Origin of the sequence: Devosia nitrariae, from assembly GCF_030160115.1 — a bacterium.
In the GTDB taxonomy this organism is placed as follows: domain Bacteria; phylum Pseudomonadota; class Alphaproteobacteria; order Rhizobiales; family Devosiaceae; genus Devosia; species Devosia nitrariae.
The window spans coordinates 130,099-149,162 of record NZ_BSNS01000020.1 but is presented as its reverse complement, the minus strand read 5'-3'; the positions used below and the strand labels follow the sequence as shown (position 1 = coordinate 149,162).

Here is a 19,064-nt window from a genome sequence, read left to right as displayed (position 1 = left end):
AAAAGGAAATTTGTCATGACTTCCGGCACACAAAAAGTGCGGTGGGGGATCCTCGGGCCGGGCAGCATTGCCAAGGCGTTTCGAGGCGGCGTCGCCGGCTCCAAACTCGGCGAACTCGTGGCCATCGCCACTCGTAACCCCGGCAAACCCGGGCTTGGCGAAGAATTTCCGGGCGCGCGAGTCCTCGAGGGCTATGACGCACTGCTCGCCGATCCTGAGGTAGACGCCGTCTATATAGCCCTGCCCCATCCCTATCACGCGGAATGGGCGATCAAGGCGGCCGAGGCCGGCAAGCACGTGCTGGTCGAAAAGCCCTTGGCGCTCAGCGCCTTCGAGATCGACGCTGTGTTCAATGCTCACCGCAAGGCCGGCACATTCGCGGGCGAAGCCTTCATGTACCGGCTGCATCCGCAAACCCGCAAGCTCGCTGAGCTCATCACGTCCGGCGTCATCGGCGACGTGCGCATGATCCAGTCGAGCTTCGGTTTCCAGATGCCGCGGTTCATGCCCGAACATCGGTTGTTTGCCAATGACCTTGCCGGCGGCGGCATCCTCGATGTCGGCGGCTATCCCGTCTCGATGTCGCGGTTTATCGCCGGTGCAGCCGCTGGCAAGCCGTTCCTCGATCCGGTCAAGGTCTCGGGTGCTGCGCATCTCGGTGAGGAGAAGACCGACGAGTGGGCGGCTGCGGTGCTGACGTTCGAGAACGGCATCATCGCGCAGGTCTCTTGCGCAGTCTTTGTCAATCTCGACAACATGCTGCGCATCCACGGTTCGCTCGGACGCATCGAAGTGCCGGACTTCTGGTTCGCCGGCGGCAATCGCGATCAGGGCCTGGGCAAGATCGACATCATCCTCAACGACGGCAAACGCGAAAGCACCAGTGTCAACGAGACCGGCCACGTCTACTCCTTCGAGGCGGACGCAGCCTCGCAGGCAATCCTCGAGGGTCGGCAGGAGTTCGCTGCGCCCGGCATGACCTGGGCCGACAGCCTTGGCAATGCACGCGTGCTCGACAAGTGGCGGGCCGACAGCGGCCTCACATACGGCATCGAGACGGCGGCCAAACGCGTCAACACGATTTCCGGGCGGCCCCTTGCCGCGCCCGGCAACGCCATTCCGCACCGCCAGATCCCGGGAATCTCCAAGTCCGCATCCGTCGCGGCGCTTGGCTTCGAAGACTTCAAGACCTTCGCCAGCGGCGCCATCCTGCTCGACGGCTACTACGAAGCGGGCGGAAATATCTTCGACACTGCCTTCATCTATGGCGGTGGCTATACCGAGAAGCTCCTCGGCGAATGGCTCAAGAACCGGGGCGTGCGCGAGCAATCGGTGGTCATCGGCAAGGGCGCGCACTCGCCGCTCGTCTATCCCGACGTCATCAGCAAGCAGCTCACCCAGTCGCTGGAGCGACTGCAGACCGACTATGTCGATGTCTATTTCATGCACCGCGACAACCCGGATGTCCCGGTGGGCGAGTTCGTCGATGCCATGGACGCCGAGGTCAAGGCCGGACGCATCCGCGGCATCTTCGGCGGCTCCAACTGGACCAAGAAACGCCTGGACGAGGCCATCGCCTATGCCGAGAAGACCGGCAAGACCAAGCCCGGGGCGCTGTCGAACAACTTCTCGCTCGCCGAGATGATCGACCCGATCTGGGCCGGGTGCGTGCAATCGTCGGACGACGAGTGGCGCAAGTGGCTGATCGAGCGGCAGATCCCGAATTTTGCCTGGTCGAGCCAGGCGCGCGGGTTCTTCACCGACCGGGCGGGACGCGACAAGCGCGACGACGAGGAGATCGTGCGCTGCTGGTATTCGGAGGCCAATTTCGGCCGCCGTGACCGCGCGATCGAATTCGCCAAAAAGATCGGCGCCAACCCCATCCATGTGGCGCTGGCCTATGTGCTCGCCCAACCCTTCCCGGTGATCCCGCTGATTGGGCCGCGCCGCCTGGTCGAGCTCGAAGACTCGATCAAAGCCTTCGGCATCAAGCTGACACTGCAGGACGTGGAGTGGCTGCGCAACGGGTAGGTCTATCCGTGGCGGATATAAAGCAAGTCCCCGCGCAAGCGGGGACTTTTGTTTGCGGCGTTAGAATCGCCAGCCAGCCGGTTACATTCTTGTGTCTTCTTGCGTGTTGCTGCTTCCTGCCCTACCTTCCCTCCGTGCAGATGACTGCACGTGCGTTCTCAGGGCGGGGTGAAAGTCCCCACCGGCGGTGATGGCAGCAATGCCCAAGCCCGCGAGCGCCGAGCCAAATAGCGGTTCGGGACAGCAGATTCGGTGAGATTCCGAAGCCGACGGTCATAGTCCGGATGAGAGAGAACGGGATGCCTGTGCCGGCCTGCCGGCGTTCGGTCACTGCCGGACGCGGGCTACCGCTCCTTCCCGTAACCCTTGGGAAACTGGTTACGGAAAGGACAGGACATGAACCAGGTTTCCTCCTCCAACGCCTCGCTACTCGGGGCCACCTTTATGCTCGGCGCAGGGATCACCTTCGCCATCATCAACGTCATCACCCCGATCGTCACCTGGCAGATGGGTGTGCCGTCGACCGCCGTGGTCTTCTGGCAGTACGTGATCGCCACCGTCTTCGCCCTGCCGCTGATCTGGCGGATCGGGTTCGGAGCGCTCAAGACCAGACATCCGGTCGCGCACGAGGTGCGCGCATTCCTCTCGGCGCTCGGCGTCCAGTTCTTCGCCTTCGGCTTTGCCAGCGGCGTTCCCGTCTGGCAGATGGTGGCGCTGTCGATGACAGGGCCGTTCTTCATCATCGCCGGGGCGACGATCTTCCTCGGCGAGAGGTTGACCGTCCAGCGTCTGGGGGCGACGATCGCCGGGTTTGCCGGCGCCCTGCTCGTCTCGCAGATCGGCTCGGAGCAGTTCACCTGGGCCTCGATCCTGCCGGTGCTGGCCGCCGCCTGCTGGGGGACCGTTTCGGTGATCACCAAGTACCTCACGCGCGACGAGGCGCCGGAGTCGCTGACCCTTTATATGCTGGTGCTGATCACACCCAACCACTTCCTGATCGGCCTCATCCTCGGCATAGCCGTCGCAATCCTGCCGGCAGGCGCCCTGCCCGCCAGCCTCGCGACCGGCTTCGACTTCATGTTGCCGGGAGGCGATGCCCTCGTGCTCATTCTGCTGCTCGGGCTGGTGACGGCGGCAGCGCAGTACTTCCTCAGCCTTGCCTATAAGGTCGCGGACGCCACCTATCTGCAACCGTTCGACGACCTCAAGCTCCCGCTCAACATCATCGCGGGCTGGCTGGTGCTGGGGCAGGTGCCCGGCATCCTCTTCTGGCCGGGCGTGCTGCTGATCATTGGCGCGTCGCTGTTCATCATGCGGCAGGACAGGGGCCGGTTGCCGACCGGCAGGTCGCCGATACCGGAAACCGCCTGAAGCTTCAAACGACCGGACCGTCGTGCAAGGCGGTGCGGTTGTGTTCAACCTCAAACAGGCCCAAGGTTGTCGAGCCCAGAGCGCGATGTGATTTGATTTGATCTAATCGCGCGCTCTAGCTTCTTGTTGTCGCGGGATTTTTCGCAAAAACCGGTTTCCACTTTTGCATCCCGCTCTAACGCCTCGGAGGACGATCATGGCCGAACAGGAACCGACCCCGACCGGCGAATTCCTGCGCCTGCAGCGCTATGGCGCGGCGACCGCGGTGGTGCTGCTGGTCGCCATTGCCGGGTTCTTCACCGGCGAACCGCTCGAAATCATTTTCCTTCGTGTGATGGCAGTGCCGCTCTTCCTCTTGGCCGTGGCCGGCATAGGCTTGATCTTCTCCTCAGAGGCGTCGCGGCGGCCGTGGACGCTCTACTTCATCGAACGCAAGGCGCTGGAGGGACTGGCTTACGCGGCGTTCCTCATCATCATCGTCTGGCAACCGACCTCGCAGATCGTGCCGCTCGCGATCAGCTTCGTCCTCGCCTGGATCGTGCTCGGCGCGGCAACGATGTTCTATGAGTCCAGGCTCTACAAAAGGCGCAATCCGGACAAATAAGCACTTTCTAGCCTTCTACCTCGACCCATCCGCCCTCGCCATGAGAGCGGGCCATGGCATGGACGGTGCGCTCGATCTCGAGACCCTGCGCAAAATCGATGACGCGGGCCGGTTGCCCAGTGATGGCGTTCAACAGCTCATGGGCTTCGACGATCTTCAGATCGTTGAAGCCAAGCCCGTGCCCCGGCGCGGGAATGAAGCGGTCGTAGGGCGCGTGGTGGGGAGCGGCGAGGATGGTGCGATAGCCCTGCTCCGTGGGGCGATCGGCGCTCGTATAGAGCTGCACCTCATTCATGCGCTCTTGATCGTAGACGATGGACCCCGTCGAACCGAAGATCTGCAGGGCGATGCGGCCCTTGCGGCCCCAGGCCGAACGATTGACGCAGAGGACGCCGGAGGCACCGTTCTCGAGTTCGAAAAGAACGCTCGCAACATCATAGGTCTCCACCGCACGACGACCGCCCTCGCGGGTGGGACGATCGGCATAGGGCTTGCTCATGTGGGCAAACACCCGGCGGACGCCGCCGAAGAGCACGCGCAGCAGCGAAAGCGGATGCACGGCGAAATCGTCGAGCGCGCCGTAACCTGAAGAGACCTCGCTCTTCCAATAAAAGAGCGCCTGCGGATCGGCCATGAAATCCTCATCCATCTCCACGCGGATATGGTTGACCGTACCAATGGCTCCTTCTTCCAGGAGCCCGCCGACGTGGCGGATCATCGGGTTCTGGATATAATTGTAGCCAAGGATGGCGATCCTGCCGGAGACCCTGGCAGCTTGCGCCATGCGCTCGGCGTCGGCGAAGGCGGTGGCCATCGGCTTCTCGCACCAGACATGCTTACCGGCCTCGAGGGCGGCAATAGCCATCTCGGCATGGAACGCATTGGGGGTGGTGATGGAAACAACTTCGACCTCGGGATCGGCGATCAGCGCGCGCCAATCGCTGGTTGCGCGAGCGAAACCGAACTCCTCGGCACGCCGGGCGGCGAGATCGGATGACACTTCGGCCAAGTGAACGAGGCGCGGTTTCGGCCCATCGCCAAATACTGCTTTAACCGAATTCCAGGCCAGAGCATGACATTTGCCCATGTAGCCGGTGCCGATGAGGCCAACGCCGATAGTGCCGTTCATTCGATTCTCCACCCTACTGAAATGTTTGATCCGCATATTCACAAATCGAAACGGATTTTCCAGTGATGCTTGATTGATCGTGCGGATTGGGGATGATGGTCCCGGAGCGACGCGATTTGCTGAACTCAAAATCGCGCGCTCTGCCTGTGTGTCGCGGGATTTCTTGCGAAAAACCGGTTCCCACGTTTTCGCATCGCTCTGGTGCTCGTTGAAGGAGATGATTTCGAGATGGCGGTCAACGCAGAAAAGATCGCGCCGCCCCAGGATTTCGAGGCGCTGCGGGCGGCCATTCTGGAGCGGCGGCGGGAATTGCCCAAGCGCCTTGTGCAAGTCGCCGCCTATGCGCTCGACAATCCGGACGAGATCGCCTTCGGCACGGCCGCCAGTATAGCCGAGTCGGCCGAGGTGCAGCCTTCGACGCTGGTGCGGTTCGCCCAGCAGTTCGGCTTCGACGGATTCTCCGGCCTGCAGCAGATCTTCCGGGCACGGCTCAAGGAGCGCACGTCGAGCTATGAGGAGCGACTGCGCACCCTGGAGCAGAATGGAGCCCCGCTTTCGGAGAGCGCTTCGATCTTCAATGGGTTCGTTGCCGCCGCGCATCGCTCGCTTGACGCGCTGGCCGGCAGTGTCAATGCGGCGGCGTTCGAGCAGGCTGTGGAGATCCTGGCAAAGGCCGAAACAATCTACCTCATCGCCAAGCGCCGCTCCTACCCGATCAGCAGCTACATGGCCTATGCCTTCGGCAAGCTGAAGGTCAAAAGCGCCCTGGTGGGGACGTCGGCCGGAATCGACGACGATCTCTTGAGCTTTGCCGGCCCCAGGGATGCCGCCTTTGCCGTGAGTTTTTCGCCCTATGCTTCGGAGAGTGCGGGGCAGGCGCGGGCCCTGGCGCTGCGCGGCGTGCCGGTGGTGTCGCTGACCGACTCGGTCTTTTCGCCGCTCGCCGAGTGCTCGAGGGTCTGGTTCGAGGTGGCAGAGGCCGACCATGCCGGCTTCCGTTCGCTTTCCGCCAGCATGGCCTTTGCCATGGCGCTGACAGTGAGCATCGCCGAGAAGCGACGAAGGGACGCCCAGGAGCGGCCAGGATAGAGGCTCGTGCAAGACAAAGCGGACAGCGATATCCACATTTAGAACGAACATTCCATGTTGACGAATTGTCGGAACCGGTGTTTCATTTAACTAGGCGCTGGCGCGCTCAAAGACACACGGCGGGCCATCCACGCCGCTCCGGGAGGGTTCATTGACCGACACACACCCATTCGAGGGCACGAAGATGCTCGACGTCATCACCATTGGCCGAGCCTCGGTCGACCTCTATGGCCAGCAGATCGGTACCCGACTCGAGGATATCGGGAGCTTCGCCAAATCGGTCGGCGGATGCCCTTGCAACATCTCCGTGGGGACCGCGCGGTTGGGGCTCAAGTCAGCGCTCATCACCCGCGTCGGCAACGAACAGATGGGTCGCTTCATCCGCGAGCAGCTCGCGCGAGAGGGCGTCGAGACAAAAGGAATTGCGACCGACACGGAGCGGTTGACGGCGCTGGTGCTGCTTTCGGTCGAGGCCGAGGGTGTCTCGCCGATGATCTTTTATCGCACCGATTGCGCCGATATGGCGCTCGACGAGGACGACATCGACGAGGCGTTTGTCGCCAGTGCGCGCGCCATCGTCGTCACCGGCACCCACTTTTCCAAGCCTCACAGCGCGGCCGCCCAGGAAAAGGCGATCCGCATCGCCAGGGCCCATGGCGGCAAGGTCGTCTTCGATCTCGATTACCGGCCCAATCTCTGGGGGCTGGCCGGGCACGAGGCCGGGTTCGAGCGCTATGTGGCGTCCGACGCCGTCTCGGCAAAGTACAAATCCGTACTTGCCGATTGCGATCTGATCGTAGGCACCGAGGAAGAGGTGCTGATCGCGGCGGGCGAAGCCGACATCCAATCCGCGCTGAGGACGATCCGCTCCCTTTCCTCCGGCACGATCGTCCTCAAGCGCGGCCCCATGGGCTGCATCGTCTATGACGGCCCCATCCCCGAAAATCTGGAGCAGGGCATCGTCGGCAAAGGCTTCCCCATCGAGGTCTACAATGTGCTTGGCGCCGGCGATGCGTTCATGAGCGGGTATTTGCGCGGATGGCTTAAAGGGGAGGCCCACGCGACCTCCGCCACCTGGGCGAACGCCTGCGGCGCCTTCGCCGTCTCACGGCTTCTCTGCGCTCCGGAGTATCCGAGCTGGGAAGAGCTCACCTACTTCCTGGAGCACGGCAGCACGCACAGGGCGCTGCGCAAGGACGCAGACCTCAATCACCTCCATTGGGCGACCAACCGGCGCCGCGAGATCCCCGAACTGATGGCGCTGGCCATCGATCACCGCAGCCAGCTGGAAGACCTCTGCGCGGGAGACGAACGCAAGCTGGCACGGCTGCCGGCGTTCAAGAAGCTGGCGGTCAAGGCTGCAACGCAGATTGCGGCGGGACGGGCCGGCTTTGGCATGCTGATCGACGACAAGTACGGGCGCGATGCGCTGTTCGCCGCCGGCACGCTCAACGACTTTTGGATCGGAAAGCCGATCGAGCTGCCGGGCTCGCGGCCGCTTACCTTCGAGTTCAGCCAGGATCTCGGCTCGCGCCTCACCGACTGGCCGGTGGAGCACTGCATCAAGGTGCTGTGTTATTATCACCCCGACGATCCGGACGAGCTCAAGCAGTTGCAGACGGAAAAGCTCCGCTCGGCCTATGAAGCGGCGCGCAAGGTCGGACGGGAAATCCTCGTCGAGATCATCGCCAGCAAACACGGGACGATGGACGACGGCACCGTGGCGCGAGCGCTGAACGAACTTTACGATGCAGGCCTCAAGCCCGATTGGTGGAAGCTCGAGCCGCAGGCCAGCCGGGGCGCGTGGAGCGCCATCGATGCGGTGATCGAGGCGCGGGACCGCTATTGCCGGGGCGTGGTGCTGCTCGGCCTCGATGCCCCGCAGGAGACGCTGGAGGCGGGCTTCACGGCGGCGCGCACCTCGCGCAAAGTCAAGGGTTTTGCCGTTGGGCGCACGATCTTTTCCGAGGCGGCCAAGGCCTGGCTCAACGGAACGATGAGCGACGACGCGGCAGTCGCCGACATGGCGACGCGCTTCGGGGCGCTGGTTTCGGTTTGGCAGAGGCTGCGTGAGGTGGAGGCGGCCTGATCCGAAGCCGCTCTACCACCCTTCACCCCGCTTTTGGCACCTCAGGCCAACGGGGTGAGGGTGCGCCATAATGATAGTATGTATCGAGTCATCGGCTTGGCCGGTGACAATCGGGTTGGGAGAGTTTCGGCTATGGGCCAGAAGACGATCAGACTGACAATGGCACAGGCCGTAGCTCGGTTTCTGACTGCGCAGAAGACCGAGATCGACGGAGAAATCGTGCCGATCTTCGGCGGTGTTTTCGCCATTTTCGGTCATGGGAACGTGGCGGGCGTCGGCGAGGCGCTCTATGCGATCAGAGATCAGTTGCCGACCTATCGCGGCCAAAGTGAGCAGGGCATGGCGAACGCCGCCGTCGCCTACGCCAAGGCGAGCTTCCGCCGCCGGTTCATGGCCTGCACAAGCTCCATCGGGCCCGGTGCCCTCAACATGGTGACATCGGCCGCCCTTGCCCATGTCAACCGACTGCCGGTGCTGCTGCTGCCGGGCGACGTCTTTGCCAACCGTACGCCCGACCCGGTCCTGCAGCAGGCCGAGGATTTCGGCGACGGCACCGTGTCGGTCAACGACGCCTTCAAGCCAGTCAGCCGCTATTTCGACCGCATCACGCGGCCCGAGCAGATCATTCCGGCGCTGCGCCGCGCCATGCAGGTGCTGACCGATCCAGCCGAGTGCGGCCCGGTCACCCTCTCACTCTGCCAGGACGTGCAGGCGGAAGCCCATGACTATCCGGAGAGCTTCTTTGCCGAGAAAGTGTGGGTGCCGCGCCGGATCATGCCGGATGCCGACGAGTTCGCGCAGGCGGCCGCGGCGATCCGGGCGGCCGAAAAGCCGGTGATCATCGCCGGCGGCGGCGTACTCTATTCGCGGGCGAGCAGGGTTCTTGCCGGTTTTGCCGAAACCTTTGGCATTCCAGTGATGGAGACGCAGGCCGGCAAGAGTTCCCTGCCCCACGACCATCCGTTGAATATGGGGTCGGTCGGCGTGACGGGAACCTCGGCAGCCAATGCGCTGGCGAGCGAAGCGGACCTGGTACTGGCGGTCGGCACGCGGCTGCAGGATTTCACCACGGGTTCGTGGGCGCTGTTCGGCAACGAGAAACTCGAGATCATCGGGCTCAACGTGCAGCCGTTCGATGCGGCAAAGCACGATGGGCTGCCGCTGGTAGCGGATGCGCAGGTCGGCCTCTCGGCGCTGGTACAGGGGCTGACCGGATGGAAAGCCGATGCGGCATGGACGCAGAAGGCGCGGGACGGGAAGGATGAGTGGTTGGTTGCGGCCGACAAGGCCACCGCAACGACCAATGCCGAACTGCCCTCGGACGCGCAGGTGATCGGCGCGGTGCAGCGGGCGCGACCGGAGGCGACGCTGGTCTGCGCGGCCGGGGGCCTGCCGGGCGAGCTGCATAAACTGTGGAAGGCGGGCAAGCCCGGAAGCTACCACCTCGAATACGGTTTCTCGACCATGGGCTATGAGATCGCCGGCGGGCTGGGCGTCAAGCTCGCGCGTCCGGATGACGATGTCGTGGTGATGGTGGGCGACGGCAGCTACATGATGCTCAATTCCGAGATCGCCTCCTCCATCATGCTCGGCGCCAAGATCACCATCGTCGTTCTGGACAATTCCGGCTATGGCTGCATCAACCGGTTGCAGATGGCGACGGGCGGAGCCAACTTCAACAATCTCTTGAAGGACACCCACCATGTGGCTCTGCCGGGAATCGATTTCGCCGCACACGCCGCCTCTATGGGTGCCAGATCCCGCAAGGTCGGCTCGATCAGCGACCTGGAGCAAGCGCTCGACGAGGCGAAGGTCGACGACCGCACTTCGGTCATCGTCATCGACACCGATCCGCTGATCACCACCGAGGCCGGCGGTTTCTGGTGGGACGTGGCAGTGCCAGAAGTGTCCGAACGGCCGCAGGTCAACGAAGCGCGCGAAGGCTACGAGAAGGCACGCAGGGCGCAAAGGGTCGGTTGACCTCGGTCGCCTGCCCCGGCCAGTGCGACCTGACCTTGATTTCCTGTTCTTTTGGAGTGACGAATTGAAAGCCAAGCTTGGCATGTCTCCCATCGCGTGGTGGAACGACGACCTTCCTGAACTAAGCGACGACGTGTCGCTCGAGGAGTGCCTGCGGCAATCCCGCTCGGCCGGGTTCACCGGCATGGAAATGGGCCGGCGCTTTCCGAGCGACCCGCAAGTGATGCTGCCGATCCTCAAAGCCGCCGACGTGACGCTCTGCGGGGGCTGGTTTTCGGGGACCCTGGTCGACGAAAACATCGAGGCGAATAAGGACCGCATCGCGCCTATGATCGAGCTCTTCAAGGCGGTCGATGCTCCGTGCATCGTTTACGGGGAGGTCGGCCGCTCGATCCAAGGGGACCGGTCGAAGCCTCTCGCGACCAAGCCGAAGCTCGCCGATGACGAGATGATGGCCTATGCGCGCAGGGTCACCGCCTTCGGCGAATGGTGCGCCGAGCAAGGCATGCCCCTTGCCTATCACCACCATATGGCTGCGGTGGTCGAGACCGAGACCGAGCTCGATGCGTTCATGCGCAATTCCGGCGAGGGCATTCCGCTGCTGCTCGATGCAGGGCACCTGGCATTTGCCGGCGGAGACGTGCTGCGGGCGATCGACAACCATCACGCGCGCATCACTCATGTGCACGTCAAGGACGTGCGCATGGAGGTGATCGATGGACTTGACCGCACCAGGCAGTCGTTCCTCGACGCGGTCGCGCTCGGTGCGTTCACCGTTCCCGGGGATGGCTCGCTCGATTTCGAGCGGATCGTCCAGAAGTTCGCCGATTATGGCTATGAAGGCTGGTTCGTTGTCGAGGCCGAGCAGGATCCCAGGAAAAACCCGCCCCTCAAGATGGCCGAGGTCGGCCACAAGGAACTGATGCGGGTGATGACGGCGGCCGGCTACACCGTCGAAACGCAGGGCTTTCCGAACCGGTGATCTTTCCCCACGCGGCGCGATGGACTATGTCCTCATCAAGAGCCCAGAGGGCTCCTCAGGGAGGCAGTCTGTTTGAAAGCGAATGATGTCAACTGGTTCCGTCCGCTGTGGCGGCGGGTGCTCATCACCGGGATCGTCGCGGTCTGGTGCGTTTGGGAATGGGTCTTCAACCAGGACCCGTTCTGGGGCGTGCTGACTGCGGCATTGCTGGCCTATGCGGCTTACAACTTCTTCTACGCCTTTCCCAAGGAGGAACCCGAAGATGGCAACGACACCCAACCTCCGCCTCCGCCCGAAGGGTGACCAGGGCCTCGTACACGATGTGACGCCGGAGAACGCAGGCTGGACCTATGTCGGCTTCAAGCTCTACCGGCTCAATGCCGGCGACATGGCTGAGGCCGAGACGAGCGACAAGGAGGTCTGCCTGGTGCTGGTGTCGGGCAAGGCCCGGATCACCGTCGACGGCCAGGATTTCGGCGAGCTCGGCGCGCGCATGAGCCCCTTCGAGGGCGAGCCCTATGCCGTTTATGTGCCGGCGGGCGCGACCTGGCGGGCGGAAGCGACGACCGCGCTCGAGCTTGCCGCCTGCGCGGCGCCGGGGGTGCGTGGTGTTTACACGGCGCGCGTCATCGCGCCCGGGACCAGCCCGCAGATTACTCGAGGCAAAGGCGCCAATACACGCTACGTAACCAACATCCTGCCCGAAACCGATCCGGCCCATTCACTGCTGGTGGTGGAGGTGATCACTCCCGGGGGGAACACCTCGTCCTACCCGCCGCACAAGCACGACGTGGACAACCTGCCGCACGAGAGCCTGCTGGAGGAGACCTACTATCACCGGTTCAACCCGCCGCAGGGGTTCGCCATGCAGCGGGTCTACACGGACGACAGGAGCCTTGACGTTGCCATGGCCGTCGAGGACGGCGACGTATCGCTCGTGCCCAGGGGATATCACCCGGTGGCGGCAGTCGCAGGCTACGACTGCTACTATCTCAACGTGATGGCCGGACCGCACCGGACGTGGAAGTTCCACAACGCGCCCGAGCACGAGTGGCTACTGCAACCCTGAAATCAGCGGAAGGGGTTGAGGACCGACAGACGATCCTTCAGTCTTCGTACAAATCGGCGCGCCCGAATTTCCAGCCCTTGGGCACGGGACGTTGCAAAGCGCGGATTCGCGCAATGAGTTCCTCGCGGCTCGTATCCTTTCGATCGCGGTCGTATCCTTACCGGCGACTCGAACATTTGCCGTGATTTGAACGGTTACCTCGTCACCCACCCGAAGCTGGAGCGTACGCGCGACATCGGCAGGGATGCGAACGGTGAGGCTGTTGCCCCATTTGGCGACCTTCACGCGACACCTCCGGATGTACACTCGGCCAGTATACATCCGGAGCCTCTGACGTTCAAAATCAGCCGACGATCTGGCTCACCTTGACCGCCCTGCCCTCGGCGACGGATTTCAGCGCCGCTTCAGCCAAGGCAAGGGCGATGAGGCCATCCTGCCCGCTCGGAGACGGTTTGGACTTTGATTCAACGGCCTCGATGAAAGTCCTGATTTCGTTGGCATAAGCCTCGGTGTAGCGGGTCATGAAGAAATCGTGCAGCGGCGGCCGGGTGTAGCCCTTGGCCGTGGCGATCTCGATCGAGACGGGGCGCTGGTTTTCGGCGGCAGCGGAGCCCTTGGAGCCGTGCACCTCGATGCGCTGGTCGTAGCCATAGGTGGCGCGGCGTGAGTTGGAGATGGTGGCGTGCCTGCCCGAGGCGGTGGTGAGGATAACGCTGGCGCTGTCGTAGTCGCCAGCGTCGCCGATGGCCTGGTCGACGAGGACGGACGCGTGGGCGGTGACGGTCTCGATGTCTTCGCCCAAAAGGAAGCGCGCCATGTCGAAATCGTGGATGGTCATGTCGCGGAAGATGCCGCCCGAGCGCTTGATGTAGTCGACAGGCGGCGGACCCGGATCGCGCGAGACGATGGTGACCATTTCCACATCACCGATGTCGCCGGCATCGATTGCGGCGCGCACCGCCATGAAATGCGGATCGAAGCGGCGGTTGAAGCCGACCATGAGAGTGGCGTTGGTCTCGGCTACTGTCTCGAGGCACGCCTTGACCCGGGCGACATCGAGGTCGATTGGCTTTTCGCAGAAGATCGCCTTGCCGGCCCTGGCGAAGGCCTCAATGAGGTCGGCGTGGGTGTCGGTGGGGGTGCAGATGACGACGGCGTCGATGTCGTTGGCCGCCAGGATCTCGTCGATCGTGCGCACCTCGCATCCATAGGCGGTCGAGATGTCGTTGGCGGCCTGCTCGAAGGCGTCGGCGACGGCGACGAGCTTTGCCTTTGGGTTGCCGGAAACGGCCCTCGCATGCACCTTGCCGATGCGACCGGCGCCGAGGAGGCCGAAGCGTACAGTCATATTAGTCCTCTCTTTTTTACAAAAAGGAGGCCGCTCGTAAGCGGCCCGGAGGTGGGAGGTGAAACCTGACGACCCTCGATCGGGAGAGATGGATCTCAGCTAAACGAACGCCGCTTCCTCGTCGACACCGGATTTGACGCCAGTGATCAGCGAGACGATCTCGTTGCCGTCGGTCTTGTCGCGATCGACCGCACCGACGATCTTGCCGCGGCGCCAGACCCAGATGCGATCGACGAGATCGAGCACCTGCCGCAAATTGTGGCTGACGAGGATAAGCGGAATACCACGCTCCTTGAGGCCGCGGATGATGTTCTCGACCTGGGCGGTCTCCTGTACGCCGAGCGCAGCGGTGGGCTCGTCCATAATGATGAGCTTGGAGGCAAAGGTTGCTGCACGGCTGATCGCGACGCATTGCCGCTGACCGCCCGACATGTTGCGGATCTTGTTCTTGAGATCGGGAATCTTCACGCCCGTGGTCTTCAAGGCGCTCAGCGCCTTCTGGCCCATGGAGCGCTCGTTGAGGATCGAGAACGGGCCGAGGTTGAAATAGGTCTCCTCACGCCCAAGGAAGAGGTTGGACGGCACGTCCAGATCGTCGGCCAGGGCCAGGTTCTGGAACACTGTTTCGATGCCGTGGTCGCGCGCCTCGATCGGGTTCTTGAAGGAGACCTCTTCACCATCGAAGAAGATCTTGCCCGAGGTCGGCTGCTCGACGCCGGTGATCTGGCGCACGAAAGTCGACTTGCCGGCGCCGTTGTCGCCGACGATGGCGACATGTTCGCCATCGCGCAATATGAAATTGGCATCATCGAGGGCGTGTACGCCGCCATAGTGCTTGGTGAGGGCTTCGGTCTGCAGGATGATCCTGCCGTCGTCAGCGGACATTATCGCCTCCTCCTTGATCAGATCCGGCCGCGCATGCGCTGGCGGTAGACGTCCTGCACGACGGCTATGACGATGATCGCGCCCTTGATCATCTCCTGGTAGTAGGCATCGAGCCTCAGGAAGGTGAAGCCGGAGATGATGACGCCGAAGATCAGCATGCCGAGGGTGGTGCCGATGATCGAGCCGCGCCCGCCCGAAAGCGAGGTGCCGCCGATGACGGCCATGGCGATGGCATCGAGTTCGTACATCACGCCGGCGCCGGCCTGGGCCGTGAGGCCACGGGCGGCAAGCACGATGCCTGCGAGCGCGGCCAGACCACCGGCGATGCCATAAACCAGCATCAGGTGGTGCTCGACATTGATGCCCGAGACGCGGGCGGCCTGCTCGTTGGAGCCGATAGCGTAAGTGCGCCGGCCGTAGACGGTGAAGCGCAGGATAAGCGAGAACAGCACCGCGACCGCGATGAAGATCAGCACTGGGTTCATGCCGGCGCCGATAGCGGCGAAATCGTCGGTCGGGAACGAGACCGGCTGGCCCTTTGTGTACCACTTGGCAAAGCCGCGGGCGGTGACCATCATTCCGAGTGTAGCGATGAAGGGCGGAATCTTGGTGTAGGCGATGAGGGCGCCGTTGACGAAGCCAGCGGCAAGGCCGCAGAGAAGCCCGACGCCGACGGGGACGATGACGGGTAGATCGGTCAGCGCAGGAAAGACGGCGCGCTCATAGGTCGACACCTGCGCCAGGCTCATCGCGATCATGGCGGTTGCCCCGACGAGCGATCCCGACGAAAGATCGATGCCACCGGTGATGATGACCTGGGTCACGCCAACGGCGATGATGCCGACGATCGACACCTGCAGCACCATGATCGACAAGCGCTGAAAGTTGAGGAGGAAGCTATGGCCCTGGAAAATCCAGCCGAGCGCCTCGAAGACCAGGGCGATGAGGATCAACCCGATGAAGACGTTGAACTCGGCCGGCCATTGAGGCCGGGACTTGTCCGGCAATGACGCGGTTGTGCCGGTTGTAGCGACTTGTGCCATGATCTCCCCCCTTCGGGCCCGTGGCCCCGTTCTGCAAGGTGGCCCGTGCATGGCGGCACAGGCTCGGGATCCTATCTTACGCCCGGATGACATCCCGCGCGAACAGGTTCACGGGGCGGACTGCAACTTCGACCTTCCCCGTTTCGATCAATCGGAACGGTGCTCTACGCTATTTGAATTGTCGCGCTTTCGAACCGCAAAAGTGGTGTCCACTTTTGCTGAAAACGCTCTGGTGGATGGCGGCGGAACCGCCGCCATCGCTGGTATCCGCAGTGCCCGTGGGCGCTGCGTCCATCGGCCGATCAGTTGGCCGACATGTACTGGTCCATGTTCTCGGGCGTCACCAGTTCGAACGGGATCCACACCTCGCGATCGACTTCCTCGCCACGGGCGAGGGCAAGGGCGGCGTCGACCGAGCCTTGGCCCTGACCGGCCGCGTTCTGAAAGACGGTGACGTCAAGGTCTCCGGCCTGCATGGCCGCAAGTGCATCCTGAGTGGCGTCGACCCCGCCCACGATCATCTCTTCCATCGATACGCCAGCCGCCTTCAGCGATTGGATGGCTCCGATGGCCATCTCGTCATTGTTGGAGACGACGGCGTCGAACTCGATGCCGGCCGAGAGCCAGTTGGTCATAAGGTCGGCAGCCTGGGTACGCTGCCAGTTGGCGGTCTGCTCCTCGACGATCTCGATGAAAGAGCATTCATCGGTGGCGATGACGTCGTGGACGTCCTGGGTGCGCTGCCGGGCAGCCTGGTTTGAGAGCTCACCCATCAGCACCACGATTCTGGCGCCCTCGCCCTTGCCGGCCTCCTGCAGCAGGCGGCAGACCTCCTGGGTTTCGAGGGTACCCGAATCCACCTCATTGGAGGCAACGAACGCCTGGTTGTCGGGCAGGTTCTCGAGGTTGACCGGCTGGCGATTGACATAAACCAGCGGGATGCCGGCCTGATCGGCGAGCGCGCTCATGGCTTCGGTGGCATCGGTATCGACGGGATTGACGATGATGGCGTCGACGCCAGAGGCGACGAAGTTCTGGATCTGGTTGAGCTGCTTGCCAACGTCGTTCTGGGCGTCCTCGATCTGCACGTCGACGTCGTCGAGGCTATCGGCATAGGTCTGAATGCCGTTGCGCAGGACGGTCAGGAAGTTGTCGTCGAAGAGCGCCATCGAAACGCCGATGGTCTCGGCAGCGGCCGAACCGGTCATCAAGGTCGCGGCAAGGCCGGCCAATACGAACTTCTTCATTGCTTTCTCCTCCACAGAGCGGGCGTCCGGCGGCACCCCCTTTTTCCGGAATGTTCCCTGAAACGGGAATTCTGGTTCAGGCCGCGCGGCGCGCGAGGCCCTCGATGATGTAGTCGGCACTCCGCCTTATGGCGGCGGCCGGATCGGCAAGAGCGCGCAGCTCCTCCGCAAAAGGCTCGAATGACAGGATCGCGTCGCAGCCGGCGGCGCGCAAGGCGGCGATCTGATCGAGATTGCCGAGCCGGTCAGCGGGTCCAACCAGCAGGCGGTGGGCATCGCGCATGTCGGAAACAGCGACCTCCGGATGGTCGACGCCGGAGATATGGACGAGACCTGTCCTGTCCGGGAACATCGCGGCTTCGCCCGCCAGATAATGATGGAACGTGTCATGGGTCAGGGTGAACACCCCGGCCCCGTCTGCTGCCCTTATGGCGGAAACAGCCTCGGACTTGCGACGCAGCGAGCAGGCCTCGAAACCAAGGCACTCGACGAAGCCAGCAAGGCCGCGAGATGCCAGGATCGGCTTCAGCCCAACGAGAGACTCGGTCGCATTGGCCACGCGTTCGGCATCGGCCATGCGTGTGCCGTCATTGGCGGCGACAAGCACCAGCGCCCTTGCGCCGCATTTGGCGGCATAGTCGGCAAGCGCCTCGGCCTCGCTGGCGCGATCAGCTGACCAATGATTGAATTTTTGCAGGGCATTGATGGAAATTATGTCAACGCCTTCATCAGCGGACCATCGACGCACCGTCGAAGCCGGCGTGCCGTCGAGGATCGCCTGGCCGGCGATATCGTTGCGGATCTCGACCGACGACATGCCGAGATTGCGCGCGAGGGCGAAGAACTCCGGCAGGGACAACTGCGGCGCCACCATGTGGTTCAACGCAAAGCGAATGGGCCGGTCGTTCAACGTCGCTGTCTCCCTGTCGCGCCGGGCCTTTTGCACAGGTCCGATCCCTTTCTTGAGTAAATGAAACACAGGTTCCGTTTATTTGTCAATGCGGAATTTTCGTTCCAAAATTCGAGCACGAGCGGGCAGTTCGCGAGAAATCTGCGGAACAAATGGGCGCTGCAACGTTACAAAAAGACGACCTGATCGATCGAGCGGTCTCCCGTTCAAATGTTTTCAGATACGAATATGTCAAACGGCAGAAAGGTCTGGCCGACGGACTCGGCTTGCGGGCGGGCGAGCGCGCCGGCCATCAAATCGACAAGTGCCTGGGAGAGGGCCGCCAAGGGCGTGGCAATCAAGGCGGTCGCGATATTGTCGGCGAGCGCGGCATGGGTCACGGGATTGATCTCGTTGCACACCAGCACAACGCGACCGGCCATGCTCTCCTCGCGCAGGGCCGATATGACGCCCTCGGTACCGCCACCGGCGAGATAGATCGCGACGAGATCAGGGTAGCGCCGCAGGATGTCGAGCGTCGCCTCGTGGGCGAGACCGGCATCCTCGAGTGAGACCTGCGTGTCGATTATGGCAAGGTCCGGAGCGGCCTCTCGCAGATAGGAGCGGAAGCCTATCTCGCGCATTTCGTGGCCATGGAAGCGATGGCTGCCGACGAAAACAGCAACCTTTCCGGCGGTCGGCGCGGCCTTGGCCACCAGCCAGCCGGCAGTGCGGCCGACCTTGCGGTTATTTGTGCCGATATAGCCGCGGCGGACACCCGTGGCGAAGTCCGAGAGCAGGGAAAAGACCGGTTTTCCGGAGGCTTCGACGTCTGCGACGGCCGCGGTCACGGCCGGATGGTCGATCGCCACCATGCCGATCGTATCGACATGCGGCGCCAACTCCCCGAGGTTGGCGACGATGTCCGACGGCTTCTGCGACGGCAGAAACCGTATCGTGGGCTGGGCGCGGAAGTCGGCATGTGGCACGAGCGTCGCCTGATCGAGGGCGCGGGCGAAGTCCTGATAGAAGAGCTGATCAGGGCGCTGGAGCAGGAAACCGAAACGGTAGAGCGGCAGCGCTTCCTCAGCGCGCCGGCGGATGAGCCCGAGCCCGTGATAGCCGATCGCCTCGGCTGCCTCGTAGACGCGGTGGGCCGTCTGCGGGCGTACCGGCAGGCGGGCATTGAGCACCCGATCGACGGTGGCAACGCTCACCCCGGCCTCGCGTGCAAGATCGGCGACGGTGGGGCGTCTGGCCATTGTTCCCTTCCCTGACGGACTCCATCAGAATGATGCTGACGTTCTG

At 63.1% G+C, this 19,064-nt stretch carries 17 protein-coding genes and 1 riboswitch; of the genes, 9 read left to right on the top strand and 8 right to left on the bottom strand.

Features of this window, described 5'->3' with window-relative positions; translation table 11 throughout:
• The first annotated feature begins 15 nt into the window (after nucleotides 1-15).
• From QQK18_RS17930 to QQK18_RS17920, 3 genes are all read left to right on the top strand, one after another.
• The gene (locus QQK18_RS17930; RefSeq protein ID WP_284341738.1) at nucleotides 16-2,031 is read left to right on the top strand and encodes an aldo/keto reductase; all 2,016 of its coding nucleotides are present in this window, start codon (nucleotides 16-18) and stop codon (nucleotides 2,029-2,031) included.
• Nucleotides 2,032-2,181: 150 nt separating this feature from the next.
• A riboswitch (FMN riboswitch) is annotated at nucleotides 2,182-2,331 on the top strand.
• A 96-nt stretch (nucleotides 2,332-2,427) separates the two neighbouring features.
• Complete coding sequence (locus tag QQK18_RS17925; RefSeq protein WP_284341737.1) at nucleotides 2,428-3,402, top strand: DMT family transporter; 975 nt, start codon at nucleotides 2,428-2,430, stop codon at nucleotides 3,400-3,402.
• 196 nt (nucleotides 3,403-3,598) lie between these two features.
• Entirely contained in the window at nucleotides 3,599-4,006 is a 408-nt protein-coding gene (locus QQK18_RS17920) for a hypothetical protein (protein WP_284341736.1), read from the top strand.
• Nucleotides 4,007-4,013: 7 nt separating this feature from the next.
• On the opposite strand, the gene QQK18_RS17915 is transcribed toward QQK18_RS17920, so the two are convergent.
• Nucleotides 4,014-5,135 carry a Gfo/Idh/MocA family protein gene (locus tag QQK18_RS17915; RefSeq protein WP_284341735.1) on the bottom strand — a complete coding sequence of 374 codons (1,122 nt, stop codon included), beginning with the start codon at nucleotides 5,133-5,135 and terminating at the stop codon, nucleotides 4,014-4,016.
• Nucleotides 5,136-5,363: 228 nt separating this feature from the next.
• Between QQK18_RS17915 and QQK18_RS17910 the strand changes: the two genes are divergently transcribed.
• The 6 genes from QQK18_RS17910 (at nucleotide 5,364) to iolB (ending at nucleotide 12,344) form a co-directional block, all read left to right on the top strand.
• Entirely contained in the window at nucleotides 5,364-6,224 is an 861-nt protein-coding gene (locus tag QQK18_RS17910) for a MurR/RpiR family transcriptional regulator (protein ID WP_284341734.1), read from the top strand.
• A 184-nt stretch (nucleotides 6,225-6,408) separates the two neighbouring features.
• The gene (locus QQK18_RS17905) at nucleotides 6,409-8,313 is read left to right on the top strand and encodes a bifunctional 5-dehydro-2-deoxygluconokinase/5-dehydro-2-deoxyphosphogluconate aldolase (RefSeq protein ID WP_284342053.1); all 1,905 of its coding nucleotides are present in this window, start codon (nucleotides 6,409-6,411) and stop codon (nucleotides 8,311-8,313) included.
• Nucleotides 8,314-8,445: 132 nt separating this feature from the next.
• A complete protein-coding gene (iolD, locus tag QQK18_RS17900) occupies nucleotides 8,446-10,293 on the top strand; it encodes a 3D-(3,5/4)-trihydroxycyclohexane-1,2-dione acylhydrolase (decyclizing) (RefSeq protein ID WP_284341733.1) in 1,848 nt (615 codons plus the stop codon).
• A 64-nt stretch (nucleotides 10,294-10,357) separates the two neighbouring features.
• Nucleotides 10,358-11,275 (top strand): myo-inosose-2 dehydratase, encoded by a 918-nt coding sequence (gene iolE, locus QQK18_RS17895; RefSeq protein WP_284341732.1) that lies wholly within the window; start codon nucleotides 10,358-10,360, stop codon nucleotides 11,273-11,275.
• Between the two features lie 72 nt (nucleotides 11,276-11,347).
• Complete coding sequence (locus QQK18_RS17890) at nucleotides 11,348-11,578, top strand: DUF3329 domain-containing protein (RefSeq protein ID WP_284341731.1); 231 nt, start codon at nucleotides 11,348-11,350, stop codon at nucleotides 11,576-11,578.
• Nucleotides 11,538-12,344: a 5-deoxy-glucuronate isomerase gene (gene iolB / locus QQK18_RS17885; RefSeq protein ID WP_284341730.1), complete on the top strand. Its 807-nt coding sequence runs from the start codon at nucleotides 11,538-11,540 to the stop codon at nucleotides 12,342-12,344. Before QQK18_RS17890 ends, iolB begins: the two co-directional genes overlap by 41 nt.
• On the opposite strand, the gene QQK18_RS27595 is transcribed toward iolB, so the two are convergent.
• From QQK18_RS27595 to QQK18_RS17855, 7 genes are all read right to left on the bottom strand, one after another.
• Entirely contained in the window at nucleotides 12,330-12,665 is a 336-nt protein-coding gene (locus tag QQK18_RS27595) for an AbrB/MazE/SpoVT family DNA-binding domain-containing protein (RefSeq protein WP_379995695.1), read from the bottom strand. The genes iolB and QQK18_RS27595 overlap by 15 nt on opposite strands.
• A 22-nt stretch (nucleotides 12,666-12,687) precedes the next feature.
• A complete protein-coding gene (gene iolG, locus QQK18_RS17880; protein ID WP_284341729.1) occupies nucleotides 12,688-13,692 on the bottom strand; it encodes an inositol 2-dehydrogenase in 1,005 nt (334 codons plus the stop codon).
• Between the two features lie 99 nt (nucleotides 13,693-13,791).
• The gene (locus QQK18_RS17875) at nucleotides 13,792-14,577 is read right to left on the bottom strand and encodes an ATP-binding cassette domain-containing protein (RefSeq protein WP_284341728.1); all 786 of its coding nucleotides are present in this window, start codon (nucleotides 14,575-14,577) and stop codon (nucleotides 13,792-13,794) included.
• 17 nt (nucleotides 14,578-14,594) lie between these two features.
• The gene (locus QQK18_RS17870) at nucleotides 14,595-15,623 is read right to left on the bottom strand and encodes an ABC transporter permease (protein WP_284342052.1); all 1,029 of its coding nucleotides are present in this window, start codon (nucleotides 15,621-15,623) and stop codon (nucleotides 14,595-14,597) included.
• Nucleotides 15,624-15,922: 299 nt separating this feature from the next.
• A complete protein-coding gene (locus QQK18_RS17865) occupies nucleotides 15,923-16,867 on the bottom strand; it encodes a sugar ABC transporter substrate-binding protein (protein WP_284341727.1) in 945 nt (314 codons plus the stop codon).
• A gap of 76 nt (nucleotides 16,868-16,943) precedes the next feature.
• Nucleotides 16,944-17,741: a TIM barrel protein gene (locus QQK18_RS17860; RefSeq protein WP_284342051.1), complete on the bottom strand. Its 798-nt coding sequence runs from the start codon at nucleotides 17,739-17,741 to the stop codon at nucleotides 16,944-16,946.
• A gap of 242 nt (nucleotides 17,742-17,983) precedes the next feature.
• Nucleotides 17,984-19,018: a LacI family DNA-binding transcriptional regulator gene (locus QQK18_RS17855; protein ID WP_284341726.1), complete on the bottom strand. Its 1,035-nt coding sequence runs from the start codon at nucleotides 19,016-19,018 to the stop codon at nucleotides 17,984-17,986.
• Between the last annotated feature and the right edge of the window lie 46 nt (nucleotides 19,019-19,064).